This window comes from Kribbella sp. NPDC054772 (assembly GCF_053611945.1).
Map to the genome: position 1 here is coordinate 50854 of NZ_JBSHBJ010000017.1, position 25885 is coordinate 76738.

The window sequence follows — 25885 nt, forward strand, 5'->3', positions numbered from 1 at the left end:
CCCCAGACTACGAAGTCCCCCCACATAACCTCGTTTAATCCCCGCTACTTGAAGTCCAGCCGGACCTTTTCCAGCTCGCGCTCGGGCCCCTCGCGCCAGTCCTACGCCGGGACAGAGCGGAGGATGAGGTGCAGGGAGCTGTGCAGAGCGAGCCCGCCGAGGGCGGCTAGGGCACGGAAGTTGAGGGTGACGTCGACAACAGTTGGTACGTCGAAACGCACCCTCACCTGTCCCTCCTGGCGGGGTTCGCCCGTCAGATCGTGGATTGGGAGGTCCAGCTCGACGCCGGGCACCGGGTCGCCTTCGATGACGAGTACGCCGGTGACGTAGCCGGTGTTGACGATCGGGAACTCGATGGTGTGCCAGTCGCCGGCGGTCAGGCTCGCGACCCGGTTGGGGGTGCGGGCGACGTTGACCCGCGCCTCCGGGTTGATCGTGACCGAGAGCGGGGCCGTGGTCTGTACCGGAGCGCAACAGCCGGCCGGTTCGCCGTGCGGGAGCTGATTCAGCGCGTGATCCATCAGTCCACCTCGCATTCGTCGCGGCGTACCAAGTAGGTGGCCTGCGCGGCGTCGTACGCCTCGCGCGCTGCTGTGCGTTCGGTCTCGCGGATGAAGCCGGACTTCGCCTCCCACAGCGCGTCGACCGAGTCGTGCAACCATTGCGCACTGCGCCGGGACGCACGGATCGGACGGCCGCCGATCTCGACGAAGATCGGCTGGGTGTGGACGCTGCGCAGGATCCGCAGCGCGACCCATGACGAACGCTCCAGGTCCACATCGAACTCGACAGCCTGCTCGTTGCCGTCCGCAAGCAGTTCCTGGGACCCCACCGGAACACCGTTGACCAGTACCTCGACAAGCACGTTCCGGGACTGCCCGATCCGTGACCGCTCGAGATGCCAGCCGACCGGCGCGGAGTACACCGGCTTCCCCACGCCGCGTGCCGCCGGCGGATCCTCGGGCAACCAGGCCGCGACCGTCGCGCTGACCTTGACCGGCCCCGCCTCGTCGACGGCAACCTCACGCTCCACGGCCCCGTCGACCGCGAAGTCGTACACGTGACTGCGCCCGTCCCCGAAGTACGACGCCCCGTCCTTCAGCCCGCCGAGCCACGACTCCAGCGCCTGCGGACCCTGCGGCGGCTCAGGCAACCGGACGTACGTGCGCCCGACCCCCGGACCGTCGTCGTAGATGCAGGGATAGTCGGTCTCGCCGAGCATCAGCGTGCGGTAACCCACGTTCAGCAGGTGGTACCAGATGTTCAGCTCGGCGGCCGGATCGAACTCGGCACCGCACTGGAAGTCAGCCGAGCCGAGCGGCACGTCGACGATGATCTCGTTGGACCCGATCGACTGGAACTTCGGTACGACGTAGTTCGGCAACTCGTCGGTGTCGACGGCGAGGCCGAGACCACAGTGCGCGTACCCGACCAGTGCGTTCTGCGCGTGTCCCCAGCGCATCACCGGCAGGTTCCACGACGGCCAGTCCTCGATCAGCTGCGTGCCGGGATAGTCCTGGTCGGTCAGCCCGAGCAGGATGACGTGACCGGAATGGCTGGACGGGAAGCCCGACACCTCGAGGTCGTACCGGAGCAGGCTCTGGCCGTCCCGATCGGTGTCCTGCGGATCCCAGGTCATCCCCTGTGCCTGCTGCATCGCGGGGTACTCGAGCTCGGCGCGCGGGCTGATCGAGGCGCCGCTGAAGAACTGTTTCTGGTGGTAGTAGCACGGTCCCCAGGTGAGAACGCTGCCCATCCAGAGGCCTTCGCCCCGGACGTGCCGGATCATCGTCTCCGGCGTGACCCCCTCGGACGGGACGTTGTAGTGCGAGCAGCCGCCGGCGTGGATGTGCGGGTCGCCCGAGTAGTAACCACGCGCGGCCGGATCCGCCCAGCGATCGAGATCGATCGCGACCGCCTCGGTCTCGGCCGTCAGATCGACCTCGACACGAACCTCGCGGTACTCCGGTCCGCGCCGCGCGGAGATCTCGTACTGGCCGGCCGGAAGCGTGATCACCTCGCCGGTCGCCCGGTAGACGTGATCGTGGAAGAACATGTCCGGCGCCAGCCGCATCGCCTTCGACGGGTACGCGCGCCGCTGCGAGTCCCGGATCGTCAGCGCCGCGACGCTACTGCTGCCGTCCGGCTCGCGAACATCGAGTCGTACGTCGTGAGCGGGCAAGCAGTCGAAGTCGAACCGCGCGCCGTACGGGCGGGTCTCGAACCCCATCCGCTGGAAGGCCTTCCGCACCGGCGGCCGGGTGATGCTGTCGAACTCCTCCTCCACCGCCAGTACCAAGGTCAACTCGCCACTCTTGTTGCCGCCGTCGCGGCTGTACAAGCTGATGACCTTGTACTCCGCGTCCAGACCGGACACGTCCCTCGGTCCGGCGAGTTTCACCTGCAGCCAGCTGTTCGCGATCCGCGGTACGACGGTCAGCGTGTCAGGCATCGCGATCCGCGCCGAGTGGCTGTGGAAGTCGACGTTTCCGAGCACGTGGTTCGACGGCGCGACGAGATCGCCCAGGAGCTGATGTGGGTTCTCGATGCGGACCAGGAAGCTGCGCCAGCCGTGCTGGACGAGGCGCGGTGCCGCGGCGCCCGGCGTACTCGTGGTCAGGCCCTGTTCGTCGATCTGAGCCTCGACGATGACATACGGGCGCAGGAGTTCTTCGATCTTGGCGGATTTGACGGAGTCGCTCTGGGTGTCGTCGGCCAGCTTGGTCAGCTGACTGATCACGTCGTCGGGTAGCGGTTCACCGATGTCACGGAGTTTGTCGACGGCTCGGGTCGCGGATGCCAGTAATGGCTGGAACACGGGGCCTCCTCGTCATGCACCAGCTTGCGAGCCTAGTTGCTCGAGCCCCGCCTGGCTCGGGGTTTTCGGCTAGCGGGGCTCGACCCGGAGTGTCGTGGCCCGGGCCGCGGCGTTGGTGATCGCGCGCGAGGGCGACCCCTTGCCGTACTTGTCGAAGTAGGCCGTATCGATCTGATCGTCGACGCTGGAATCGGGGATGTACGTGACGTCGCGCGTCGTACCGTTCCAGGAGATGGCGCCCTCGTGGTGGTAGAGGACGCCCTTGTACCAGCTGCCCTCGGCTCCGCGGACCGACCGGACGTACAGATTCCCGTCGACGACGACGTGCCACACGATCGTGAGCGTTCGCAGCGACGCGTCCTTGCGGCGGCCGGCAACGCGGATCTCGCCGATCCGGTCGAGGGACTGCAGCTCTTCCGCGGTCCAACCGCTCATGCTTTCTGCTCCCGTAGGTCGGTGCTGCTGGAGTCGTTCTTGAGGGCCATGTCTTCACGCTACGTCGTGTCTGTGCGGATACCAGACCCTGCCAGTACCCCTCTCGACAGGCACGGCCCGGCGGAGCCGGTGAGACGGTACGCGCGCCCGCTCCGTGCCTTGGAAGAGGCACGGAGCGGGGCAGCGTTGATCTACGGGTTGTTGGCGACGCCCGCGTCGACCTTGATCCGGGCGCCGGTGATGGCGGTGTAGCTGATGCCGGCGATGGCCGCGCCGGCGATCGGGGCGATCAGGAACAGCCAGACCTGGCCGAGCGCGTCGCTACCGGCGAACCAGGCGACCCCCAGCGACCGCGCCGGGTTGACCGACGTGTTGGTGACCGGGATGCCGACCAGGTGGATCAGCGTGAGCCCGAGTCCGATGGCGATCGGGGCGAAACCCTTGGGTGCCCGGTCGTCGGTGGCGCCGAGGATCACGTACAGGAAGAACGCGGTCAGCACGATCTCGACGATCGCGCAGGCGAGCAGCGAGTAGCCGCCCGGCGAGCGGTCGCCGTACCCGTTGCTGGCGAAACCGCTGGCGGTGGCACTGAAGCCGTCCTTGCCGCTGGCAACGGCCAGCAGGACCGCTCCGGCCGCGGTGCCGGCGACGACCTGGGTGACGATGTACGTCGGGACCCATTTCCACTCGATCCGCTGGGCCACCGCGAGGCCGATGGTGACGGCCGGGTTGAAGTGACCGCCGGAGACGTGGCCGACGGCGTACGCCATGGTGAGCACGGTCAGGCCGAAGGCCAGCGCGACACCGAGGTACCCGATGCCGACCGGGACCTTGTCCGGGGTGAGCACGACACCGGCCAGCACGGCGGCACCACAGCCGCCGAAGACCAGCCAGAACGTCCCTAGGAACTCCGCGCCGATCCGAGCCGCAGGACTTGGTGATTCCACGACTGCCTCCTTCGAGACCCCCCGGTGAATTGATGCACTGCTGTCACAGTAAGGCATCAATCTGTGACAGTCAGTGAAATTCACCAGTGTCGTTGCGCCGGCAGCAACCGATGCGCCAGCCGGAGGACAGGCGACGGCGGTGGCTGCCAGACGTCCCGGTCCTCGACCGGCCAGGCGTACGTCAGGGCTCCGTCGGTGATGCAATCGAGCAGCCCAGGCTCGGCCAACTCGTGGGCGGACCACTCGTAGAGCTGCTGGAGGCGCGGCACGATCACGCCGTAGTCGAGCAGCCGGCCGAAGCCCAGCTCGCGACCGAGATAGGCGCGCGCGTCGTCCCGGAGCGGGTACTCGTCGGGCAGGACCCGGGAGAGTTGGAGGAAGATCCCGGTCATCCCGAGCCTCGGGTCGCCGAGGAGCGGTGCGAGCGGGCGGACCCGGCCGAGTGCGAGCCTGGGGGCGCCCGCCACCACGTCCGCGCCGTCGGGTACTGCGCGAAGGACAACCAGAAGCCGGCCGTCCGGGACGAGGCCGCGCCGGGCAGATCACCGCTGAGCGCGACCGCCTCGCAGCCGTCCCGAAGTACCCGCTCGTTAACCGCGCGCCACCACGGGCTGCCGGGCCTTGCGCTGAAGTGCGGTTGCAGCAGCCGCGATGCAGTTCCCACCGCATCGCGGACGTCGCGGCCCGCCCGTACGGCAGATGTTGCGGCGCTTTCCCGTACGGGCCGTAGTAGCACCGCTGCATCAGCGCGAGCCGCCCGGACGGGTCGTCGCGGACCGCGGCGACCTGCTGGTCGGCCCAGGCGGCAGCTGTCGTCCCAGGACCCACCCCCACAGAGTCGCATCCGGGGAGCCGCGTGTCGTTCTCTCGGGCCATGGGCGCGGGGCGGTCTCCGTTAAAGTGATGGGTACGCCCACGAATCGAAGCGAGGAGAGCCTCGATGGTCGTGAGTACGGAGCCGCCGCGCCGTGAGTGGGTGCCGGTCGAGCAGCGATGGTTCGGACTGGACCGGCGGACGTTCGCGGCCGGGTTCACGGCACTCGCGATCGCGCTGGTGCTGATCTACGGTCTGCAGGGACTGAACGCGGCGATCCCGTGGCACCACGAGATCCGCGCCGGGCAGGTGCTCGACCTCGGTGACGGCGCGACGGCGGTGCCGCCGGTCGGTTGGCAGCTCGAGCACGGCACGCTCGTCGGTGGTGCCGGAGCGGCCGCGACGAGTCTGCAGATCGTGCTCGCCAACGGTGGCGCGACGATCGAGCTGGACGGTACGACGTACGACGGGTCCGCGTCCGCCTTCCTCGATCAGGTGCATCGATCGCAGGGCGATCCACCCGGCGTGATGGGGGCGCGCGGCTCGTTGACCACCGACTCCGGGCTGGTGGGTGTGGCGCAGAGCGGGTCCGGGCCGAACGGCGACGGGGTGGACGTCGCGTTCAAGATGGCGGTCGGCTCGGGCGCGGCCGTCGACAACGCACCGGCGCTGCTGGTCCGGGTTCGCACCGCGACCGGGCAGTTCGAGCAGTACGAGCAGCAGGTCGGCGCGATGCTCCGCAGCATCACCCCGGGAGCGGCGCGATGACCGCCGTACCGCAGGAGACGCAGGAGAAGACGGCCCAGCTCGACGCGATCGAGCAGTCCGGCTGGGGGCAGCCGTTCCGGTTCCTGCAGCCGCACAACGTCGCGTTCTGGGTCTACGTGCTCGGCGTCGGCGGTGGAGCGCTGACGATGCTGAAGTATTACGGTCCCGGTGCGCAGTTCTACACGCCGGCGCTGGCCGGAGGCGTCATACTGTTCGGTCTCTATCTGGTGCCGTGGCTGCTGGTGCTGCGTCATCACAACCGCTTCACCGCGCAGCCGGCCGGGCTGCTGGCCGCCGGTTTCGTGTGGGGTGGCGTCGCGGCGACGTTCTGGATCGCGCTGCCGGCCAACGGGGCGCTGCTGTCGATCTGGACCAAGATCGGCGGTACGTCGTTCGCCGCCGACTGGGCCGCCGGTCTCACCGCTCCGATCAACGAGGAGTTCGGCAAAGCGCTCGGCCTGGTCCTGCTGATCGGCCTCGCGCCGCGCCTGGTCCGGAGTGCCTACGACGGCTTCATCATCGGCGCGTTCATCGGGCTCGGGTTCCAGGTCTTCGAGGACGTGCTCTACGTCTACAACGGCGCCACCCAGCTGTACGGCGTCGACCAGCTCGGCTCGTCGCTGCGCGTCTTCGTGATCCGCGGCGCCGCCGGCATCGTCTCGCACGCCCTGTTCAGCGCGATCTTCTGCGCCGGTCTGATGTGGGTCCTCGGTCGGACACGCGGCGAGCGCAACATCGTGCGCGGCGTCCTGACGATGCTGATGGCGATGCTGTTCCACTTCGCCTGGGACGACATGACGGGTCTCAGCAACGGCGGCGTCTGGGCCGGGATCCTGCCCTTCCTGATCACGATCGTCGAGCTGACAGCACTCTTCTACGTACTGCGTCACGCCGCCGGCCACGAGCGCACCTGGATCCGTGCACTCCTCACGCCCGAACTGGCGACCGGCGCGATCGACCCGCCCCTGCTCGACGCGGTCAGCGGCCTCCGGAGGGATCGCAAGAGGTACCGCAAGCACCTGCACAGCCGACGGAAGGCCCGCCATCGGATGGAGGCCGCGAGCGACCTCGCCCATGAGATCGCCCGCGCCAACGGAGCCGACTCCCCCGGCGTCAACTACGCCCGCGCGGAACTCCTCCGTCTCCACGCGAACACCGGTACGCCGTGACAGCTGCGCACCGCACGCTCGTCTGTGTGGGCGACCTGGTCGAAGACGTCGTGGTCTGGTCAGCCGGCGCATCGCGACGCGGGACCGACAATCCGGCGCGGATCCGGCGAACCCGGGGCGGTGCGGCGGCGAACGTCGCCGCCTTCGCCAGCAGTCTCGGTACGCCGGTCCGCTTCGTCGGCCGCGTCGGCGACGACCACGTCGGCGATGCGCTGGTGCGAGACCTGGTCGAGGCCGGTGTCGACGCGAGGGTCCAGCAGCACGGACGGACCGGGACCATCGTCGTCCTCGTGGACGCGGCCGGAGAACGCACCATGTACCCAGACCGAGCGGCCGCGGCCGAGCTGACCGACGTACCGGACCACTGCTTCACCGGGGCGGCGGCCGTCCATCTCTCGGCGTACTCGCTCACCGGACCGCCGCTGTCCGTGCTGCGGCGCGCCTCGGAGATCGCGCACGCCGAAGGCGCCGTCGTCACAGTGGACGCGTCGTCGGTCGCCCTCATCGATGCGATCGGCCCTTCCGAGTTCCGCGACGTGATCAGCAGCCTGCGGCCGACGTACGTCTTCGCGAATCGGATCGAGGCCGACACCGGGTCGCTGCGGGACCTCGCCGGCTCGGGTACGACGGTGGTGGTCAAGAACGGCGTGGAGCCGACCGAGATTCACCGCGGCGATGGCCTGACGACGACCGTCGCGGTGCTGCCGGTGGGCGAAGTTCGTGACACGACCGGTGCCGGTGATGCGTTCGCCGCGGGCTTCCTGACCGCCCTACTCGACGACGCCACCATCGTCCAGGCGGTCGACGCCGGACACCGCCTCGCCCGAAGGGTTCTCGGCGAACCCGGGGCCGCCCTTGACCAGAACGGAGTCACGAGTGATTGAGCCGAACCTGTCCGACGAGGTGGCGGAAGCGCTGGCCGTGGGCCGTGCGGTCGTCGCGCTCGAGTCGACGATCTTTTCGAACCTCGGCCTGCCCGCGCCGGCGAACGCCGCGGCCCTCGAGCTGTGCAAGCAGGCGGTCGTCGAGCAGGGCGCCGTACCGGCCGTGGCGGCGATCCTCGACGGGCAGCCGCAGGTCGGTCTCACGCCGGACCAGGAGAAGCGTGTCCTGCAAGGGACCCGCAAGGTCGCCGAGCGCGATCTGGCGGTGGCGCAGGCGCAGCGCTGGGACGTCGGCGTCACCACCGTCTCGGCCACGGTCGCCCTCGCCCACGCCGCCGGGATCTCGGTGTTCGCCACTGGCGGCATCGGCGGCGTGCACCGCGGATCCGAACTCAGCGGCGACATCTCGGCCGACCTGGACGCGATCGCCAACCACCCGGTGATCACCGTCAGCGCCGGCGCCAAGGCGTTCCTCGACCTGCCGCGAACACTGGAGTACCTCGAGACCGCCGGCGTCCCGGTCCTCGGCTGGCAGCACGACTGGTTCCCCGCCTTCTACACGCGATCCAGCGGGCTGCCGGTTCCGCACCGCGTCGAGGACGAGCGGGAGGTCTGCGACGTACTCCGTTTCCGCGCGCGACCGGACACCGGCGTTCTGTTGACGGTCCCGATTCCCGAGGCCGACGAGATCCCGGCGTCGACGATCGACGCCGTACTCGATGCTGCGTTGGAGGCGAGCGTTCAGGCTGGAGTCGCGGGTCCCGCTGTCACGCCGTACGTGCTGGCGAGGATCGAGAAGGATACGGACGGGCGGAGCGTCCCGGCCAACCTCGCGCTGGCGCAGAACAACGCTGCCGTCGCTGCCCGGATCGCGGTTCAGTACGTCTTGTAGTAAATGAGTTCGCCGGACTCGCCGGCCGCGGCGCCTTCGCCGGGGATGAACAGGGTGATCACGAACGCCGGCTGACCGTTGGGAGCTTTCAGGCTGGTGATCGTGGGGTTCGCGAACGCCGTACTGCCGCCGTCGGTGGTGATCGTGGTGCGGTCGGCGTTGCCGGTCTGGTAGTCGTAGACGAAGGTGCGCCACGAGCCGAAGTCGCCCTTGGTGTACTGGCCTTCGATCAGGCCGAACGCGTACCCACGGAACGTGGTGTTGTCGCGGTCGCCGATGTTGCCGTTGACGCCCCAGTAGAGCAGGGCGTTGTCGAAGTTCGGCTGCGCGGCGGTCGACCAGGAGTTGAAGTTGGTGAGGGTACCGCGCTGTTGGCGGTCGCGATCGCAGTTCCACCAGTAGTGGCCACCGATGTCGATCGTCGAGTGGTCGATGTCGGGTGACAGCGTGACGCTGTAGATGTTCGGGGTGCCCTCCGCGCAGGACGAGAGCCGGCGGGGTGCGTCGTACGAGCGGCTGACGGTGCCGGCCAGGAGGTCCGCGCGTGAGGCGAAGTACCGGAAGGCGAGGTGGTTGTTGCCGCCACCCGCCTGTTCCTGTTCCCAGGCGAGCACGAATCCGCCGTTCGAGGCCTGGACGATCGTCGGTTGCGAGGCCGGGCCGGTGTTGCTGCCGGCCAGTTCGCGGACCCAGTGCCAGGTGAGCAGGTCCGACGAGGTCGCGAGATTCACCCGGAAGTGCCCGTCGCTGGCGAGATGGTGCGAGACCGCGAGGTAGCCCCCGGTCGAGTCCTGGATGATCTTGACGGTGTCCATCACATGACCGGCGTCGTCCTTCACGCCGTACCGCTTCCCGGTCGCACCGGCGACGTTCTCGACGATCCCCCGCAGTTCGGCACGCGCCGGATCGGACGCGGCCGTCGTGGACGCTTCGGCCGGAACGACCGCCCCGGCGAGCGTCACCGAGCACAGGACCAGCACAACACGAAGAACTCTCAGCATGGGCGGCTTCCCTCGTGAGGAACGAAGTACTACGATTCTCCACTCCCGACGGTACGGCACCGCGCCGGTTCCCGCTGCTCGGTAGAGTGGCTCAAATGAGTGCCCTGCGTGTTCTCTTCCTCGGTGGGACCGGCATCATCAGCTCGGCGAGCTCGTGGCGGGCGATCGAAGCGGGGCTCGATCTCACGGTGCTCAACCGGGGTAAGACCTCGGTCCGTCCGCTGCCTGCCGAGGCCCGGCAGATCACCGCCGACCTCGACGACCGGGCAGCGTTCGCGGCCGTTGCCGGGCAGGACTTCGACGTGGTCGTCGACTGGCTGGCGTTCACGCCGGACCAGGTTCGCGCTCGGACCGATGCGCTCCGCGGACACGTCGGCCAGTACGTGTTCATCAGCTCCGCCTCGGCGTACCAGACACCGCCGGCGCGGTTGCCGATCACCGAGTCGACGCCGTTGCGGAACCCGTTCTGGGAGTACTCGCGGAACAAGATCGCCTGTGAGGACCTGCTGACCTCGCTCTACCGCGACGAGGGTTTCCCGGTCACGATCGTCCGGCCCTCGCACACCTACGACCGCACCCTGGTCCCGTTCGACGGCGGATGGACGATCGTCGAACGGATGCGCCGCGGACAGCCCGTCGTCGTACACGGCGACGGCACCTCGCTGTGGACGCTCACCCACCACCGCGACTTCGCGCGCGGCTTCGTCCCGCTGCTCGGCCACCCCCGCACGCTCGGCGACGCCTTCCAGATCACCTCCGACGACGTCCTCACGTGGGACCAGATCGCGAACGCCCTCGCCGCCGCGGCCGGTACGTCGGCCCAGATCGTGCACGTCCCCTCGGACGCGATCGCCGCGGTCCATCCCGGGTGGGGCGACGGACTGCTCGGCGACAAGACCCATTCGGCCGTCTTCGACAACTCCAAACTCCGCCAGGTCGTCCCGGACTACCTCGCCACGATCCCCTTCGAGACCGGCGCCCGCGAGATCGTCGCGTGGTACGACGAGGACCCGGCCCGGCGGACCGTCGACCACGCGGTCGACACCGCGATGGACACCCTCATCGCCCGCTACACGGTCTGACCGGGATCACGACGACACCCGACCGCCGAGCTTGTCGCGGACGCGGTTCCACCGCTGCGTGTACGACTTGCCGAACCGTTTCTGGGCCCGCTCGAGTTTGCGCTCGCCGTACCGGCGTACGGCCCAGGTGGAGCGCGGCTTCGCCAGCCGGACGGCACCGACGAACGCTACGAACGGCACCACGATGCCGACCAGACCGGTGGACAGCTTGCCCTTGAGGAAGCAGATGACCGCCATCGCGAGGTGGAACGCGATCCCGCCGAAGTAGCTCCAGTTCGAGATCCCGCTCCCGGTCCGATGCGGCTCTGCACCGATCGGGCTGGTCTGCATCAGTAGCACCGCACCCAGCACTCCCCCGAGCATGATCGCGTCGATGGACTTGCGTCCTTCCGGTCCCCAGTAGACGTCGTCGAGGTACAGCCAGAGCGCGAACTCGTCGAGCGTCAGCGCCGCGCCGGCCCCGAACATCACGGCGAGGATCTCGGCCCAGGGCCTGCCCGGGGTGTAGCGGAAGTACAGCAGCCCGGAGAGCATCACCATCAGGATTCCCCAGACCTGATGGTGGATGTGGATGCCGCCGATGTAGACGTCGGACAGCCCACCCTCGTCCTCGGCGTTGGCGGCCTTCTTCGCCTCCCGATGCTTGGCGCGGATCCGTCGGGTGATCACCCGGGTGACGCTGAACGTGACGAAGAAGGCGAACAGCATCCACGCGGCCTGCGCCCGTCCGGTGTCGACGAGATCGCCGTACCAATCCATCACGATCATCCGGCCGTCGCCTCACGTCCTACCCGTTGGGCCGGACCAACGGGAACAGGATGGTGTCGCGGATCGACAGCCCGGTCAGGTTCATCACCAGCCGGTCGATCCCCATCCCCATCCCGCCGGTCGGCGGCATGCCGTACTCGAGGGCCTCGAGGAAGTCCTCGTCGACCTGCATCGCTTCGGGATCGCCCGCTGCCGCGAGCTGGGACTGCGCGACCAGCCGGGCCCGCTGGTCCACCGGGTCGATCAACTCGGAGTACGCCGTACCTTGCTCGGCCGCGAAGATCACCAGGTCCCACTTCTCGGCGAGCCGTGGGTCCACTCGGTGCGGCCTCGTCAGCGGCGCGTTGTCCTTCGGGAAGTCGGTGTAGAAGACCGGCGTCGACGTGGCGCGCTCGCACAGTTCCTCGTAGATGCCTTCGAGCACCACGCCCCAGGTGGCGTCGGCGTCTTGCAGGGAATCGCGGACACTGCGTACGACGGTCGAGCGGGTGTACGCGACGTCGCGCGCGGCGGGACGCACGATCAGGTCGACGTACCGCGCCCGGATCCGGGCCTCCGGGTCGACCAGACCTCTGAACTTGTCCGGCAGCGGGCGGATCGACTTGCTTGTCAAACGCAACGACTCGGCTCGCACCGAGAGCTCACCGCGCCGGGTGGTGATCACCTCACCGGTGACACCGACCTGGTCGCCGAGGTCGATCTCATGACGCCAGAAGTCGTACTGCTCCGCGCCGACGCCGGCCAGGTCGACCATCAGTTGCAGGTCCCCGCTGCCGTCGCGCAGCTTCGCGAACCCGAGCCGTCCGTGATCGCGTTTCAGGAGGATGCGACCGGTCACCGCGACCCGGCGGCCTGTCGACGTACCCGGCGGAAGGTCACCGGCCTCGGCCCTGACCTGCGCCAGCGTGTGCGTGCGCGGGTAGGTCACCGGGTACGGATCGACGCCACTCGCCCTGATCCGGTCCAGCTTCGCCCGGCGTACGCGTACCTGTTCGGGAAGGTTGTCGACCGACAGCGCCTCGGCCAGCGGGTCGGGTGGCGCGGGGATCAGCGCGGTCACCGCCGCTGCGTGGTCGGCACCTGCGGTGTCCAGAGCGGCCGCCGGATGCTTGCCGCGGAGCATCGAGAGACTCGGACGTGTCAGGAACCCCTCGGCACTGCCCGCCGCAGTCCCCACGCGCGGCAGGTCCGAGGTGTACTCGAAGCACATGAACCGGGGCTGCCAGTCCGGAAGGTACTTCGCGTTCGAGCGGTACAGCGACTCGAGTTGCCAGTTGCGGCTCGCCACCAGGAGCGCCTGACGCCACAGCCTCGCAACCGGGCCGGCGCCGAGCTCAGCTCCCCGCTCGAACGCCTCGCGGAACATCGCGAAGTTGAGCGACACCCGGCCGATGCCGAAGGTGGCGGACTCCTCCGCGAGCGCCGCGACCATCAACTCCACCAGACCGTTGTCCGCCGACGGGTCCCGACGCATCAGGTCGAGCGAGAGCCCGGTGTGCCCCCACGGCACGAAGCTCAGGAATCCGCGCAGGGTGCCCTCCGCGTCCTGCGCACGCACCAAGACGCACTCACCGTCGAGCGGATCCTCCGGGCGCCCGAGCGCCATCGAGAACCCGCGCTCGTCCCCGCCATCCCCGCGCCACGACGCGGCCGCCGTACTGAGCGCCCCGAACTCGTCGGCCGTCAGACTCGAGTGCCGTACGACGTCCGTGGTGTACCCGCGACGCTGCAAGCGCGCGACCGACTGCCTGACCGCCTTCAAACCAGGCCTGTTCAGCGAGAACGTCCGCAGATCGAGAACGGCCTCGTCACCGATCTCGTACGCCGTCAGTCCAGCCTCCGCGAACGCCGCAGCGCCTTCCTCGCCCGCACCCATCACCGCGAGCGACAGCCCCTTCGACCGAGCATGCTCGCGCCATTGCTCGATCGCCATCGGCCAGTGCTCCGGGTCGCCGACCGGGTTCCCGCTGGCGAGACTGACCGACCCGATCGCGCGGTACGAGACCCCCGACTGAGCCGTGGCCGGATCGCCGGAGTCCCAGATGATCGACTTGTCCCGGCGGGTGGCGAAGTAACCGAGCGAGTCGGCGCCACCGAAGTCCCGCAGCAGCGTCCGGATCCGCGCTTCGTCGGCAACGTCCAGGGTCCGACTCTGCTTCGGCGCCCGGAACAACAGCTGCGCCGCCAGCAGCACAACGGCCGCGCCCGCGAGACCGGTCAGCCCGCGCACCCACCACGGCGCGGTCACCGCGTGATCGGGCGCCAGCACACCGATATCGGTGAACATCTCGTCCAGGACGTACTGCGCCGCGTTCGCGAAATCGCCCGCATCGCCGAACCGGCGTACCAGCGCGGCACCGCCGACGAGCACCAGCCCGCCACCGACCACGAACACCGCGATCGCCTGCCACAGGCTGCCGGGCACGCGCCTGGCCAGGAACTGCGGACGGGCACGCCACGCGACGACCAGGACCGCGGCGATCAGTACGAGGCCGATGGCCTGGACCCACGAACCGCCGTCGAGCAGGGAACCGATCCGGGCGATCTCCGGCACGATGAGCCACCACAGCACCAGGAGCCACCACGCGGCGCGCAACCGGCGGCGCAGCGCGACCCCCATGGCCACCAGCAGCGCGGCATAGACCAGGCTCGGCACGATCGGGATCGTGAGCATCGAGACGATGTCCTGCTCGCGTGCGAAGTAATCCCGCCACGGCGGTACCACCGCGACCACGGTCACCAACGCCGCAAAGCCGAACATGGCCGCCGCGAAATGGTCCGGCCAGCGATCGTCGAGCGGTTTGCGAACCTCGACCGCGCGCACCCGGGCCGTCGGTCCCACTGGCAACGCAGCAGTATCCACCGATGTGTTCATCCAGGCCCGCCCGTAAACACCCCGAATGCGCGGCGCGCATCTCCCCGAATCCCGACGGTACAGGAGACCGTTGGTGACGTATACGGCCGAAACAACCGCCTACCGTCCGTGCCGACACGGTCGGTGACGGTGGGCCGCCGGCCGCGACGGGCGTAGCCTCGGGACATGGTCGCCGGTCTGCTGGGAGCCTTCGCGGCGGCGGTCTGCTACGGGATCGGCTCGGTTCTCCAGGCCGTCGCGGCCCGCCGTACGCAATCCGTGGAAGGTCTCGACCCGCGGTTACTCATTCGATTGTTCGGCTCCTGGCGGTATGTGCTGGGAATCGCCTTCGACACTTTTGCCTTCCTGCTGTCGATTGCCGCCCTGCGCACTTTGCCGTTGTTCGTCGTGCAGTCGATCGTGGCGAGTTTCCTCGCGGTCACCGCCGTTCTCGGCGCAATCTTTTTACACATGCCGCTGCGCCGGCCCGAATGGTTCGCGTTGATCGTTGTGGTTGTCGGACTGGTCCTGATCGGGCTGTCCGCGGCGGAGGACCGTACGGTCTCGGTCGGCACTGCGGAACGCTGGGGAGTCCTGGTGGCAGCCGTCGCGCTGGGCCTGCTGGCAATTCCCTTGGGGCGGATCAACGGCGCACCGGGTGCCGCCGCGCTCGGCTCGCTGGCCGGTCTCGAATTCGGCGCGGTCGCGGTCGCCGCGCGCATCCTGCCCAGCTCGGTCCAGCTCGACACGCTCTTCAGCGATCTCGGGGTCCTGCTGCGCGATCCGGCGATCTACGCGCTCATCCTGGCCGGCGGAGTCGCACTCCTCACCTACTCGACGGCCCTGCAACGCGGCACCGTGACGCAGGCAACCGCGCCGCTGGTGATCGGCGAGACGGTCGCCCCCGCGCTGGTCGGCCTCCTGCTCCTGGGCGACCGCCCGAGGCCGGGCTGGGGTTGGGTCGCGGCCCTGGGCTTCGTCCTCGCGGTGGCGGGCGCACTAAGCCTGTCCCGGCACGGCGACCTCTCAGAGCCGGATGCGGTAGAAGCGACGCGCGGTGCCTGAGTAGATCTCTTCACGTTCGGTCGCCGAGAGATCGGACAGTACGTCGGCCAGTCCGGCGAACACCCGGTCATAGCCGCCCGCTGCAGTCGAGATCGGCCAGTCGCCGCCGTACATCAGACGGGACGGGCCGAACACCTCCAGGCCACGGTCCACGAACGGCCGGATCCCGTCCGGCGTCCAGGTGTCAGGCGCGGCACCGGGGTACAGACCGGAGAGCTTCGCGTGCACGAGTGGATTCTGTGCGGCCGTCTCGATCAGGCTCCACCACGGCTCGTGATCGGACTCCCCGATCGGCGGCTTGGCGAGGTGGTCGATGACGATTCGCAGCCCGGGATGGCGCTCCGACAGCGTGGGGACGTGTTCGAGATGCCGCGGCAGTACGGCGACGTAGTCGAAGGTCACGCCCGCCTGCTCGAGAACTCCGAGCCCTTCGTCCACCTCAGGCCGCAGAATCCAGTCCGGGTCCGGGATGTCGTGGATCAGGTTGCGGATGCCGACAACCCGCGAGTCCTTGCGCAGTTCGGCAAGGCGCTCCGCGGCGATGTCCGGCCGGTCGAGCGGGACGTACGCGACGACGGCCGCGACCTCGGGATGCTTGTCGGCCACCTCGAGCATGAGCTCGGTGTCGCTGTCGTGGTCGTCGGACTGCACCAGCACGGTGGCGTCGACACCGTTGCGGGTCAGCTTTGGGCGCAGCTCCTCGAAGGTGAAGGTTCGGTTCCACTGCGGTACGTGCGGACCGAGCCACTGGTACGGCGAGCGGTTCAGGTCCCAGACGTGCTGGTGGGCGTCGATGATCATGCCGGACCTCGTTTCTCGACCAGGTACAGATGGGTGAGGACGAGCACGGTCTCCGCCCGCTGGTTGGTCACGCTCACCTGCTCGTGCACGTAGCCGTGCGTCCCCGGCATCCGCTTGTGGTCTGCCTTCTCGGTGATGACCGCGCCGACGGTGATGGTGTCGCCGATGAACACCGGCTTGATGAACCGGATCTTGTCGTACCCGTACGACATCGCTCGCGGATTGATGTCGCCCGCGGTCATCCCGACCGCCACGGAGAGGATCAGCGTGCCGTGCGCGATCCGCTGCCCGGCCGGCTGGGTCGCCATCCACTCCGCGTCCATGTGGTGCGGGAAGAAGTCACCGGTCTGACCGGCGTGCAGCACGATGTCGGCCTCGGTGATCGTGCGGCCGACGGTCGTCCGGCTCTCCCCGATCGCGTAGTCTTCGAAGTACCGGTCCACCACGATCATCGGGTTGCCTCCAGCAACTTCTCGGCCAGTGCGTTCGTACGCCGGATCAGCTCGGCGTCCGTCAGCTCGCCACGCAGGGCCTGGGTGACCCAGGGCGACGCGACGTCCTGGAACTCCATGTAGCCCGCGGTCCGCGGTCGCACCCAGGCGCCTTCGAGCGTGCGCCGGGTCCCGCGGAAGAAATCCCAGGAGTCCTTGTTGAGCCGGTCGTCGTCCCACGAAGCGGCGTACCCGGGCTGGCCGCCTGCGTCGTAATACACCCCGGACTGCACCTCCGGCGACGCCAGCCAGAGCGCGTACGCACGCGCCGCGTCGAGGTCCTGGCTGTACGCCGAGACCGCGATTCCCGCACCGCCGAGCTGCGACCCGGCGACGCCACGCGGCCCCGCGGGAATGTCGACGTACTTGAGCCGCTGGGAACGGAAGCCTGCGCGCGAGTAGTTCGAGTACCCGTAGGCCAGCGGGGCGTAGGCCCAGCGATCGTCCTTCACCAGCGCCTCGGCGACCTCGATCGGGTTCGCCGCGAGGCACCACTCGGGTACGCGCTCGGCGAGGCGGTGCATCAGGTCGAGTACGGCGCCCGCGTCGTCCTCGGCGAGGAAGCGTCCGGGTTCGGCGGCGACCGGCGTACCGCGGTTGGCGGCGAGGGTGCACAGCGAGGAGTACGCGTCGATCGGTTTCGCGGGCCAGAGCACCCTGCCCTCGCCGGCCAGGGCGAGAACGCCGTCCCAGTCCGTGGGTGGCGCGGGCAGCAGATCCGGCCGGTGGACGGCGACCTGGGCAGCGGAGTCGGTGGCGAGTCCGTACTGATGGCCGTCGTGCGCGTACGACGCATGACTGTTGCCCACGGCATCGGAAGCCAGCGCCGCCAGCTCCGTGTCGTGGCCCGCGCCGTCGAGCGGTGCGAGCAGCCCTTCGGCGGCCGCCAACGGGACGTGCGGATGATCGATGACGAGCAGGTCGTACCGGGCCGCGAGACCGGCGAGAGGTTCGTCCGCGAACGCCTGGAGCGAGCGGAACTCCCACTGCACCTCGACACCGGTACGGCGGGCGTACGCCTCCGCCGCGGCGACCTGACAGTCGTAACCGCGCGGGTGCTCCCACGTCATACCGCGTAACGTCGTCATGCGATCTCCTCCACCTCGTGAGGGCCGAAGGGATCGTGCTCCCCCAGCCGGGGCGCCGGGCGCGGGTCGATCAGCCGCCCGCCGTCGATCCTGATCGGGCTCCGCGTCGTGACCAGCTCGAGGCCGTCGCGACTCAGTTCCTGGGTCATCGCGATCGCCCGGAAACCGTCGTGTTCGACCAGCTCGTCCAGCGTGAGAACAGGTGCGCACCACACGTCCTCGGCGTCGAGAACGGCGAGCCACTCCGCCCGCGTCCGAGTGCTGAGGCGCTCGGACAGCAGCCCTTCGATCTCTTCCTGCCGGTCCCACCACGACTGCGGGTCGCTCATCGCGGCGACCTCCGGCAGCTCGAGCAGCCGGCCGATCACCGGCACCGGGTTCATCGCGATGGCGAGGTACCCGTCACTGGTCGGATAGATGCCGTACGGCGCCGGCAGGAACGCGTGCGCGGAGCGATTGCCCTTCCGCCGTACTTCGATCGACGGGTCGTTCAGGCGCGTCGTCAGCAGCTCGAACTCGAGGTCGAGCAGGGCCTCCAACAGGCTGGTCTGCGCGTGACCACCCCGGCCGGTGCGGAACCGCCGTACCAGCAGGGCCGTGATGCCTTGCGCGAGGTGGCAGCTGGCGAGATGGTCCGCGACGGCCAGGCCGACGGGTACGGGCGGATCGTCGCGCGAGCCGTTCAGCCAGGGCAGGCCGGCGATCGACTGGGCGAGCAGATCCTGTCCGGGGCGATCCTTGAAGGGACCGCTGTCGCCGTACCCGCTGACGCTGCCGTAGACGATGGCCGGGTTGATCCGGCGGACCGTCTCGTAGTCGAGGCCGAGGCGTTCCATCACGCCCGGACGGAAGTTCGAGACCACCACGTCGGCTTCCGCGACCAGCGCCCGGACCCTGGCGAGATCGCCCGGATCCTTCAGGTTCGCGACCAGGCTCTCCTTGTTCCGGTTCATCGCGTGGAACGACATGCTGTCGCTGCCGACCATCCGGCCCGCGAACGCCAGCTGCCGACCCGCGTCGCCGCTGCCGGGGCGCTCGATCTTGATCACTCGCGCGCCCAGGTCGGCCAGCCGCAGCGCGGCCACCGGCCCGGCCAGGAACTGGCTGAAGTCGAGTACGGTGACCCCGGTCAGGGGCAGCTCGGTCACCATTCGGTTCCCAGAGCGTGTCTCATAGGTCTTCCTCCCACAGAGTCAGGCAAGAGTCAGGCGTTGTACGGCGGTGGCTCGCCACCGCTCGCGGCGGACGTGTACGCGGCCTCGACGACCGCCATCGTCCGGAAGACGTCCTCCACCGAGGTGGGGAGCGACGGGAACGAGCCCTCCAGGTACCGCTGGACGACGCTCATCGAGCCGATGAACGCGTCCGGGAACCACGAGCCCTCGAACCGCACCGGCCGCCAGCCCTCCTCGAGCCGGTCGTCGGTGACGACCTCGAGCCGGTCCTCACCGCCGCGCGGGTAGTCGAGCAGCAGCCCGAGCTGCGCCCGTACCGCGCCCTTGGTGCCTTCCCACTTGATGTAGCTCTCCTCGTAGCGCTCGCCGAAGTGGTGGTCGTGGTTCGTCGAGACCACGACCCGCACCGGGCGATCGCCGTACGTGAGAGCGATGTCGGACCGGCTGTTCGCGTGCGTCTTCTCCGGGTGCTTCACGGTGACCGCGGAGACGCCGGTCGGGTCGCCGAGGAACGAGCGGACGAGATCGAGGTAGTGCACGCTGTGCATGTTGATCTCGAGGCGGTCGAGCTTCAGGACGTACGGGAACATCTCCCACGGGGTGCGCACCGAGACCCGGATCTCGAGGTCGTACAGCTCGCCGATGGTGCCTGCGGCAATCAATTCGCGCGCGGCCGCGACGTACGGGGCGAAGCGGAGTTGGGTGTTGACCGCGGCGACGAGGCGTTTGCGGCGACAGACCTCCCGCGTGCGGATGCCGTCGGGCAGGTGGTTGCCCAGCGGCTTCTGGAGCAGGACGGCGGCTCGGTCGGGGAGTTGTTCCAGTACGTCGATGTGCGCCTCGGGCGGGAGGGCGATGTCGTAGACCGCGTTGCCGGGCGCCGCTGCCACGGCGGCAGCGACGTCGTCGTACACCTCGAGGATGTCGTACTGCTCCGCGAGAGTTTGCGCGCGATCGAGCTGGAGGTCGGTGATGCTGGCGACCTCGAAGCCGGCCTTGCGGTACGCCGGGAGGTGGGCGTCGCGGACGATGCCACCGGCGCCGACGAGCACGATCGGGCGCGGGTTCTTCGGCAGCGCGAGGGTGTAGCCCGGGTGTGGGGCGAACTCGTTGAGCATCAGCCCTTCACCGCCCCGACCGTCTCGCCGCGGATCAGGAAGCGCTGGGCACCGAGGAAGACCACCAGCAACGGGAGCATCGAGATGAACGTCGCGAGCGCGAGCTGCGGCATGTAGAGCTTCACGTCCAGGCCGGCCGCGACCGTCGGGTTGAACAGCGGGCTCGCGCCGATCAGCTGCTGCAGACCGATCGACACCGTCTGGTTGTTCTGGTTCGACGACAGCAGCGCGAGCGGCAGGAAGAAGTTGGTCCAGTTCGCGACGAACGCGAAGAACGCCACGAGTACGACGACCTGCTTGGAGATCCGCAGTGCGATCCACCAGAAGACCGACACCTCACCCAGGCCGTCCAGCCGAGCCGCCTCGACCAGTTCCTTCGGCATCGTGGTCATGTAGTGGATGTAGGACAGGTAGACGCCGAACGGGAAGAAGCCCATGATCAGCGCGACCGGCCACAGCTGGCCGACCGCGCCTACCGCGTTCACCTCGAGGAACAGCGGGATCACCAGGACCGTGTTCGGCATCACCATCGTGATCAACGTGATCAGGAGCACCGCCCGGCGCGCGCGGAACCGCAGGCGGGCCATCGCGTAGCCGGCCGGGAGCGCCGCGATGACGGCCAGGATCGCACCGCCGCAGGCAACGATCAGTGAGTTGGTCAGCCAGCGCGTGAACAGGCCGCCATCGGGGCCGAAGCCGTTGACCTGCGACCAGCTGTACCGGACGTTGCTCCAGGCAATGTCCCCGAGACCGAGCAGTCCACCGCTTCCCGACTCCACTCCGTCGTTGGAACGGAACGCCATCGCGACGAAGCCCGCGATCGGCAGCAGGAAGATCGCGGCGACGAACAGCATCGACACCACGCGGGCCAGCCGGCCGGCGCTCCAGTTCTCGATCCGCATCACTGGTCCTCCTTGCCGAACAGCCCGCTGCGGAAGACGATCAGCAACCCGATGCCGAGCGTGATCACCAGCAAGATCAGCGACATCGCAGCCGCGGCCGGGAAGTTGTAGTTGCTGAACGCGAACGCGTAGCCCAACTGCGTCGGCGTCCACTGGTCAGGTAGCGCGTTGCTCGCCACCTGGTCGAGCAGCTGGGGCTCGAGGAACAGTTGGAAGCCGTACGCGAGGTTCATCAGCGCGGCGTACCCGATCCACGGCCGGATGATCGGCAGCTTCACGTGCCACGCGAGCTGCCACGCTCCCGCGCCGTCCAGTGCGGCCGCCTCGAAGATGTCGTCGGGGATCCCGTTCAGGCCGCCGTTGACCACGATGATCCAGGAACCGACGCCCTGGAAGAACATCATCGCGGTGAGGACGAACGGCAGGTGGCCGGGCGACGCGACCGCCTGCTTGATCGTGTCCACCCCGACCGCGTGCCAGAATCCCTCGATCGGCGACTGCCCGGGGTTCAGCAGGTAGACCCACAGCACGAAGTTCGCGATCCCGGCCAGCGCGCCGGGGATGTAATAGACGAACCGCATCGCCGCACCGAACCGGCCCGGGCTGGCGTGGATCAGCAGCGCCAGGCCGACGATCCCGACCATCATGATCGGCAGCCAGATCACCAGTGTCGCGAACACGTTCTGGAACGTGTCGAGGAACCGGAAGTCGGTGAACACCGTCTTGAAGCTCGCGACGCCGCCGAACCCGGTGCTCGGGTCCAACGGTGTCGGCGGCTTCTCCAGTGCGGTCTTGATCGCGTAGCCCACCGGCACGATGCCGCCGATGAGCAACAGGACGACGTACGGCGAGAGCAGGATCCAGGCTCCCCTGGTCTCACTCGGCCGGGACACCTTCGCCTTGCGGCGCCGGGCCTTCGGCACCGGAGCGCTCGTCCTGCGCTCTTCGAGCAGCGCGGTCGTCATGCCTCACTCCTTGATCTGGTGGCGGGTCCGGCTACTTGACGGTGTAGCCCATCGCCTTGGCCTGCTTGAGCAATTCGTCGTTGAACCCGCTCCAAGCCTGGTCGACGCTCTTCCCGGAGGCCAGGCCGGCAGCGACCGTTTCGGTCCACACACTGCCGGTGTTGTAGAGCAGGTAGGAGTGATCGGGCTGGACGAAGGCGTTCGCACCCTTCATCGCTGCGAACGTCGTCTTGTCGTCCGCGAAGTACTTCGTCTTCGCCTGCTTCGCGGCCCACGCGTCCTGCACCGCGCCGTACGCCGGCAGTCCGGTCGACAGCTCGACCTGCCACTGAGGGTCGGTGGCAACGAACTTGGCGAACGTCAGCGTGTTCTGCAGCTGCTTGCCGGTGATGTGCCGGGAGATGCCCCACAGGCCGCCGCCCTCGTTGCCCGTGGCCGGCTTGTCCTCACCCTTCCAGGCCAGCGGCGCGACCGCGGTCACCTGCCCGGCCGGCACCTTCCAGGACTGGCGGAACAGGTAGTCGCCCCACCAGGCGGCGCCCGGGCTCATCACCACGTCCTTGCCGACCTTCGCGGCGTCGGCGTCGAAGATCCCGACCGTCGAGACCGCCTTGCTCTGCACGAGTTTCGTCAGCAGGTCCTTCGCGCGCACGCACTTCGGGTCCGTGAGGTCGATGTGGACCTCGGTCTCGGACTTGCGAGCGTTCGTCGGGCAGCCGGAGGCCCACAGGTAGCGGTCGGGCGCGTAGGCGTCGCCGGTGAAGCCGCTGAGCTTGCCCGGGTGTTCCTTCGCGATCCGGACGGCGAGGTCGCCGTACTCCTCCCAGGTCTTCGGGACGGTGTAGCCGTACTGCTTGAAGAAGGCCTGGTTGTACCAGAAGACGTCAGGGGCGGCGTCGTTGCGCAGGCAGCGGATCTTGCCGTCGATCTTGCACGGCGCGATCACCGCGTCCTCGTAGCCCTTGATCACGTCGGGGAGCTGGTCGCTGAGGTCGGCGGTGTAGTTGACCTGCGCACCGGACGCCCACGCGATGTCGTCGTTGGACGGGAAGAAGATCGCGTCCGGCCAGCCCTTCCCGGCCTGGTTGAACTGGGCGAACTGCTGCTGCAGCGACTTGCCGCCGACGGTCCCGTCGATCTGGTTGATGGTCGTCTTGATCTCGGGATGAGCCTTCTGGAAGGCCTTCGCGGCGGGCACCCGCGGCGGGTCGACCCAGACCGTGATCGCACCACCGGAGTCCGTCTGCTTGGTCTCCGCGCCGGCACCACCGCCGGACGACCCACAGGCGCTCAGCAGGGCGGTCGCGAACACCAGGGTCGCGGCGGCCACGGTGCGCTTGGTCCCGGGACGTACTCCGGGTGACTTCATGAACGGACTCCTTCGCTTCGTGTCCCGAGCGGTGGCGGCGGTCCGAGCTGTCCGACCAGCTGCTCAAACGTTAGAGCAGAACGCTAGACCTGCAGATTGCCTGTGGTCAATCGTTTGAGCACGGACTTTTGCGCAGCCACCGCAGAATCCTGATCTGCAGCCGCGCGGGACTCGCGGGCTGTCAGCGGCTACGAGTGCGGGCCGCGGTGAAGACCGTCAGCCGCGGCGGCGCGGGCGGGCGGTGGACTCGCGGACGACGAGTTCCGGTGGCGGGTCGGTGACGACCTCGTTGGAGGTCTCCCCCGTCTCGATGCGCCGGATCACACTCCGTACGGCGGTGCGCCCGACGGTGTAGAACTGCATCCGCACCGCGGTCAACGGCGGCCAGGTGTTCTCGGCGGTCCAGGAGTCGTGAACCGTCACGACGGACAGGTCTTCCGGCACCTTGATGCCGGCCTTCCGCGCTTCCCCGATCAAACCAACGGCAGCGTTGACGTTCGCCACCACGATGCCCGTCGGCTTCGGGTCCAGCGCCATCAGCCGACGCAGCGCCGTACGTCCGTTGTCGACCGTGTAACCGGCGCGGGTCTCGTACTCCTTCGGCACCCGAACACCCGCCGTGGCGAGCGCGAGCTTGTAGCCGGTACGCCGGCGCTTCGCGGTGAACGACCGCGGCAGCCCGTTGGCAAAGGCGATCCGCTCATGTCCGAGCTCGAGCAGATGCTCGGTCGCGACGCGCGCGCCGTTGTGGTCGTCCAGCGTGACCGACCCGGTGTAGCCCGGGCTCGCCGAGTTCACCAGCACGATCGGCGCCTGCGTGCTGAGCAGGGCACCGAGACCCGCGGGCGGCACGCCGTCCCCCACTTGCAGGGCCATACCGTCGACCCGCCCCTCACCGATCAGGCGCGAGATGACCTCCCCACCCGGCCGTACGTCGTCCGAGCGCCCGAGCAGCACCGTGTACCCGCGCTCCGTCGCCTCGTCCTCCGCGCCGTGCATCAGCTCGGTGAACAGCGCGTTGGTGATGTCCGGAACGACCAGACCGACCACCTGCGTCCGGGCGGACTTGAGCGCGCGCCCGGCGAAGTTGGGCCGGTACTGCAGTTCATGCGCGGCGTCGACGATCCGCTGCCGGGTCTCCGCGCTGACCCGCGAGTCCGGGGCGTCACTGAGCACGCGCGAAACGGCAGAGATCGAGACGCCGGCGCGGGCGGCGACATCACCCAGGGTGGCCATGCCGCCCACCCTACTGACGCGCCCCCCGCCTCCCCCATCAAGCCTCCCGGACACGCCGCCTTTACCCGCCATCTGGTCTCCCCACGGCGGGACCGGTGAGCATGTCGGTCCCGTGGCGCACGTGGCCCTGCGCTCCGAGACGTGGGGCCGCGCGGGAGCTACGGAGCACCTCGCCGTCAATGCGGATCGGGCTGCGGGTCGTGGTCAGCCGGAGTGGCTCGCCGCCCGGCTCGGCGGGCGGACGCTCCACGACCTGCGTCATCTCAACGGCCGCGAACTCGGGCGACGCGAGCAACTCCTCGAGGGTTTGCAGTGGCGCGCAACCGATACCTGCTTTGGTGAGAAGCTCCAGCCAGTGCGCGGTTTTCGCTGTCGTGAGCCGAGTTGCCGGATCGGAGTCGCCCAGCACTCGACCCAGCTCATCCGGCGTCGACGCGATTGCCAAATATCCATCAGCAGTTCGATACAGACCGTTCGAGCGGTCAGCCTTCATCCCGTTGAGTCGTGCGGTGAGTGACTCGAACTGCAGATCGAGCATGCCTTCGAGCAGACTCGTCTCGACCAGCCCACCGCGGCCCGTGCGCGCCTTGCGCACCAGCAGTGCGGTCACGCCCTCCGCAAGATGACAGCTCATCAAGTGATCGGCAAGCGAGAGCCCGACCGTCACGGGACGGTCGGCGCCACTCGCCCACGCAAGACCAGAAACCGATTGCGCCAGCAGATCCTGCCCCGGGCGACCCGACCACGGCCCGTCGGCGCCGTACCCGGAGGCCGCCGCATACACGAGCCCCGGATTGAGCGCCCGCACCGCGTCGTAGTCGAGCCCGAGTCGCTCCATCACCCCGGGACGGAAGTTGTGGATCAGTACGTCGGCCCGCGCCACGAGGCCCTTGACGCGCGCGAGGTCCCCGGGATCCTTGAGATCGGCAACGACCGCTTCCTTGTTCCGGTTCATCGCGTGGAACGAGACCGTGTCCTCGTCCGCCCACCGCCCCGCGAACGCGAGCGTCCGGCCGATCTCGCCCGTCACGGGACGCTCGATCTTGATCACCCGCGCGCCGAGATCCGCCAGTCGCAGTGCTGCGACCGGACCGGCCAGGAACTGGCTGAAGTCCAGCACCACGACTCCCGCCAACGGAAGCTCCGCGTCCTGCATCCCGTCCCCCGCTCGTACCGCGCCGACCTGCTCAATCGTTTGCGCAACGATAGGCCGCGGCTTCCGCAGGGGCAACCGATCCGTCCA

At 68.7% G+C, this 25885-nt stretch carries 24 protein-coding genes; 6 read left to right on the forward strand and 18 right to left on the reverse strand.

Annotated elements, in window-relative coordinates; all coding sequences use genetic code 11:
- Nucleotides 1-101 precede the first annotated feature (101 nt).
- The 5 genes from ACWGID_RS24885 to ACWGID_RS24905 all read right to left on the reverse strand — a co-directional run bounded on the left by ACWGID_RS24885 (nt 102) and on the right by ACWGID_RS24905 (nt 4670).
- Nucleotides 102-521 (reverse strand): hypothetical protein, encoded by a 420-nt coding sequence (locus ACWGID_RS24885; RefSeq protein WP_452200322.1) that lies wholly within the window; start codon nt 519-521, stop codon nt 102-104.
- A complete protein-coding gene (locus ACWGID_RS24890) occupies nt 521-2818 on the reverse strand; it encodes a CehA/McbA family metallohydrolase (RefSeq protein ID WP_452200324.1) in 2298 nt (765 codons plus the stop codon). Before ACWGID_RS24890 ends, ACWGID_RS24885 begins: the two co-directional genes overlap by 1 nt.
- Before the next feature lie 69 nt (nt 2819-2887).
- Nucleotides 2888-3253, reverse strand: coding sequence for a DUF2255 family protein (locus tag ACWGID_RS24895; protein ID WP_452200326.1), 366 nt, complete (start codon nt 3251-3253; stop codon nt 2888-2890).
- Between the two features lie 191 nt (nt 3254-3444).
- Complete coding sequence (aqpZ, locus tag ACWGID_RS24900) at nt 3445-4200, reverse strand: aquaporin Z (RefSeq protein ID WP_452200328.1); 756 nt, start codon at nt 4198-4200, stop codon at nt 3445-3447.
- 80 nt (nt 4201-4280) lie between these two features.
- Nucleotides 4281-4670, reverse strand: a complete 390-nt coding sequence (locus tag ACWGID_RS24905; protein ID WP_452200330.1) for a hypothetical protein — start codon at nt 4668-4670, stop codon at nt 4281-4283.
- Between the two features lie 470 nt (nt 4671-5140).
- Between ACWGID_RS24905 and ACWGID_RS24910 the strand changes: the two genes are divergently transcribed.
- The 4 genes from ACWGID_RS24910 to ACWGID_RS24925 are packed head-to-tail and all read left to right on the forward strand — an operon-like array spanning nt 5141 to nt 8727.
- Nucleotides 5141-5782: a hypothetical protein gene (locus tag ACWGID_RS24910; RefSeq protein ID WP_452200331.1), complete on the forward strand. Its 642-nt coding sequence runs from the start codon at nt 5141-5143 to the stop codon at nt 5780-5782.
- The gene (locus ACWGID_RS24915) at nt 5779-6951 is read left to right on the forward strand and encodes a PrsW family intramembrane metalloprotease (RefSeq protein ID WP_452200333.1); all 1173 of its coding nucleotides are present in this window, start codon (nt 5779-5781) and stop codon (nt 6949-6951) included. Before ACWGID_RS24910 ends, ACWGID_RS24915 begins: the two co-directional genes overlap by 4 nt.
- 26 nt (nt 6952-6977) lie before the next feature.
- Entirely contained in the window at nt 6978-7835 is an 858-nt protein-coding gene (locus tag ACWGID_RS24920; protein ID WP_452200335.1) for a carbohydrate kinase family protein, read from the forward strand.
- Nucleotides 7828-8727, forward strand: a complete 900-nt coding sequence (locus tag ACWGID_RS24925; protein ID WP_452200337.1) for a pseudouridine-5'-phosphate glycosidase — start codon at nt 7828-7830, stop codon at nt 8725-8727. Before ACWGID_RS24920 ends, ACWGID_RS24925 begins: the two co-directional genes overlap by 8 nt.
- Here ACWGID_RS24925 and ACWGID_RS24930 read toward each other — a convergent pair.
- Complete coding sequence (locus ACWGID_RS24930; RefSeq protein ID WP_452200339.1) at nt 8712-9728, reverse strand: hypothetical protein; 1017 nt, start codon at nt 9726-9728, stop codon at nt 8712-8714. The genes ACWGID_RS24925 and ACWGID_RS24930 overlap by 16 nt on opposite strands.
- 95 nt (nt 9729-9823) lie before the next feature.
- On the opposite strand from ACWGID_RS24930, the gene ACWGID_RS24935 reads away from it, so the two are divergent.
- Nucleotides 9824-10810, forward strand: a complete 987-nt coding sequence (locus ACWGID_RS24935; RefSeq protein WP_452200341.1) for an NAD-dependent epimerase/dehydratase family protein — start codon at nt 9824-9826, stop codon at nt 10808-10810.
- A 6-nt stretch (nt 10811-10816) separates the two neighbouring features.
- Here ACWGID_RS24935 and ACWGID_RS24940 read toward each other — a convergent pair whose 3' ends face one another.
- Complete coding sequence (locus tag ACWGID_RS24940; protein ID WP_452200343.1) at nt 10817-11578, reverse strand: hypothetical protein; 762 nt, start codon at nt 11576-11578, stop codon at nt 10817-10819.
- A 19-nt stretch (nt 11579-11597) separates the two neighbouring features.
- A complete protein-coding gene (gene lysX, locus ACWGID_RS24945; protein ID WP_452200509.1) occupies nt 11598-14420 on the reverse strand; it encodes a bifunctional lysylphosphatidylglycerol synthetase/lysine--tRNA ligase LysX in 2823 nt (940 codons plus the stop codon).
- 198 nt (nt 14421-14618) lie between these two features.
- Here lysX and ACWGID_RS24950 point away from each other — a divergent pair, with 198 nt between their 5' ends.
- Nucleotides 14619-15497, forward strand: coding sequence for a hypothetical protein (locus ACWGID_RS24950; protein ID WP_452200345.1), 879 nt, complete (start codon nt 14619-14621; stop codon nt 15495-15497).
- On the opposite strand, the gene ACWGID_RS24955 is transcribed toward ACWGID_RS24950, so the two are convergent.
- The 10 genes from ACWGID_RS24955 to ACWGID_RS25000 form a co-directional block, all read right to left on the reverse strand.
- A complete protein-coding gene (locus ACWGID_RS24955) occupies nt 15459-16298 on the reverse strand; it encodes an amidohydrolase family protein (protein WP_452200347.1) in 840 nt (279 codons plus the stop codon). The genes ACWGID_RS24950 and ACWGID_RS24955 overlap by 39 nt on opposite strands.
- Nucleotides 16295-16750: a MaoC family dehydratase gene (locus ACWGID_RS24960; protein WP_452200349.1), complete on the reverse strand. Its 456-nt coding sequence runs from the start codon at nt 16748-16750 to the stop codon at nt 16295-16297. Before ACWGID_RS24960 ends, ACWGID_RS24955 begins: the two co-directional genes overlap by 4 nt.
- Nucleotides 16747-17877, reverse strand: a complete 1131-nt coding sequence (locus tag ACWGID_RS24965; RefSeq protein WP_452200351.1) for an extracellular solute-binding protein — start codon at nt 17875-17877, stop codon at nt 16747-16749. Before ACWGID_RS24965 ends, ACWGID_RS24960 begins: the two co-directional genes overlap by 4 nt.
- Nucleotides 17874-19025: a CaiB/BaiF CoA transferase family protein gene (locus tag ACWGID_RS24970; protein WP_452200353.1), complete on the reverse strand. Its 1152-nt coding sequence runs from the start codon at nt 19023-19025 to the stop codon at nt 17874-17876. Before ACWGID_RS24970 ends, ACWGID_RS24965 begins: the two co-directional genes overlap by 4 nt.
- Nucleotides 19026-19081: 56 nt before the next feature.
- Nucleotides 19082-20170 carry a Gfo/Idh/MocA family protein gene (locus ACWGID_RS24975; RefSeq protein WP_452200355.1) on the reverse strand — a complete coding sequence of 363 codons (1089 nt, stop codon included), beginning with the start codon at nt 20168-20170 and terminating at the stop codon, nt 19082-19084.
- Complete coding sequence (locus ACWGID_RS24980; protein ID WP_452200357.1) at nt 20170-21072, reverse strand: carbohydrate ABC transporter permease; 903 nt, start codon at nt 21070-21072, stop codon at nt 20170-20172. The genes ACWGID_RS24975 and ACWGID_RS24980 overlap by 1 nt, the downstream gene beginning before the upstream one ends.
- Complete coding sequence (locus ACWGID_RS24985; protein WP_452200359.1) at nt 21072-22037, reverse strand: carbohydrate ABC transporter permease; 966 nt, start codon at nt 22035-22037, stop codon at nt 21072-21074. Before ACWGID_RS24985 ends, ACWGID_RS24980 begins: the two co-directional genes overlap by 1 nt.
- Nucleotides 22038-22068: 31 nt before the next feature.
- Nucleotides 22069-23406, reverse strand: coding sequence for an ABC transporter substrate-binding protein (locus ACWGID_RS24990; RefSeq protein ID WP_452200361.1), 1338 nt, complete (start codon nt 23404-23406; stop codon nt 22069-22071).
- Between the two features lie 216 nt (nt 23407-23622).
- Nucleotides 23623-24642: a LacI family DNA-binding transcriptional regulator gene (locus ACWGID_RS24995; protein ID WP_452200362.1), complete on the reverse strand. Its 1020-nt coding sequence runs from the start codon at nt 24640-24642 to the stop codon at nt 23623-23625.
- Between the two features lie 61 nt (nt 24643-24703).
- Entirely contained in the window at nt 24704-25798 is a 1095-nt protein-coding gene (locus ACWGID_RS25000; RefSeq protein ID WP_452200364.1) for a CaiB/BaiF CoA transferase family protein, read from the reverse strand.
- Between the last annotated feature and the right edge of the window lie 87 nt (nt 25799-25885).

What these genes read in the sequence shown, in the direction of transcription:
- ACWGID_RS24885 (WP_452200322.1), bottom strand. Translation starts at nt 521, where the DNA reads ATGGATCACGCGCTGAATCAGCTCCCGCACGGCGAACCGGCCGGCTGT.
- ACWGID_RS24895 (WP_452200326.1), bottom strand. Translation starts at nt 3,253, where the DNA reads ATGAGCGGTTGGACCGCGGAAGAGCTGCAGTCCCTCGACCGGATCGGC.
- ACWGID_RS24910 (WP_452200331.1), top strand. Translation starts at nt 5,141, where the DNA reads ATGGTCGTGAGTACGGAGCCGCCGCGCCGTGAGTGGGTGCCGGTCGAG.
- ACWGID_RS24915 (WP_452200333.1), top strand. Translation starts at nt 5,779, where the DNA reads ATGACCGCCGTACCGCAGGAGACGCAGGAGAAGACGGCCCAGCTCGAC.
- ACWGID_RS24930 (WP_452200339.1), bottom strand. Translation starts at nt 9,728, where the DNA reads ATGCTGAGAGTTCTTCGTGTTGTGCTGGTCCTGTGCTCGGTGACGCTC.
- ACWGID_RS24935 (WP_452200341.1), top strand. Translation starts at nt 9,824, where the DNA reads ATGAGTGCCCTGCGTGTTCTCTTCCTCGGTGGGACCGGCATCATCAGC.
- ACWGID_RS24940 (WP_452200343.1), bottom strand. Translation starts at nt 11,578, where the DNA reads ATGATCGTGATGGATTGGTACGGCGATCTCGTCGACACCGGACGGGCG.
- ACWGID_RS24950 (WP_452200345.1), top strand. Translation starts at nt 14,619, where the DNA reads ATGGTCGCCGGTCTGCTGGGAGCCTTCGCGGCGGCGGTCTGCTACGGG.
- ACWGID_RS24955 (WP_452200347.1), bottom strand. Translation starts at nt 16,298, where the DNA reads ATGATCATCGACGCCCACCAGCACGTCTGGGACCTGAACCGCTCGCCG.
- ACWGID_RS24960 (WP_452200349.1), bottom strand. Translation starts at nt 16,750, where the DNA reads ATGATCGTGGTGGACCGGTACTTCGAAGACTACGCGATCGGGGAGAGC.
- ACWGID_RS24965 (WP_452200351.1), bottom strand. Translation starts at nt 17,877, where the DNA reads ATGACGACGTTACGCGGTATGACGTGGGAGCACCCGCGCGGTTACGAC.
- ACWGID_RS24975 (WP_452200355.1), bottom strand. Translation starts at nt 20,170, where the DNA reads ATGCTCAACGAGTTCGCCCCACACCCGGGCTACACCCTCGCGCTGCCG.
- ACWGID_RS24980 (WP_452200357.1), bottom strand. Translation starts at nt 21,072, where the DNA reads ATGCGGATCGAGAACTGGAGCGCCGGCCGGCTGGCCCGCGTGGTGTCG.
- ACWGID_RS24985 (WP_452200359.1), bottom strand. Translation starts at nt 22,037, where the DNA reads ATGACGACCGCGCTGCTCGAAGAGCGCAGGACGAGCGCTCCGGTGCCG.
- ACWGID_RS24990 (WP_452200361.1), bottom strand. Translation starts at nt 23,406, where the DNA reads ATGAAGTCACCCGGAGTACGTCCCGGGACCAAGCGCACCGTGGCCGCC.
- ACWGID_RS24995 (WP_452200362.1), bottom strand. Translation starts at nt 24,642, where the DNA reads ATGGCCACCCTGGGTGATGTCGCCGCCCGCGCCGGCGTCTCGATCTCT.
- ACWGID_RS25000 (WP_452200364.1), bottom strand. Translation starts at nt 25,798, where the DNA reads ATGCAGGACGCGGAGCTTCCGTTGGCGGGAGTCGTGGTGCTGGACTTC.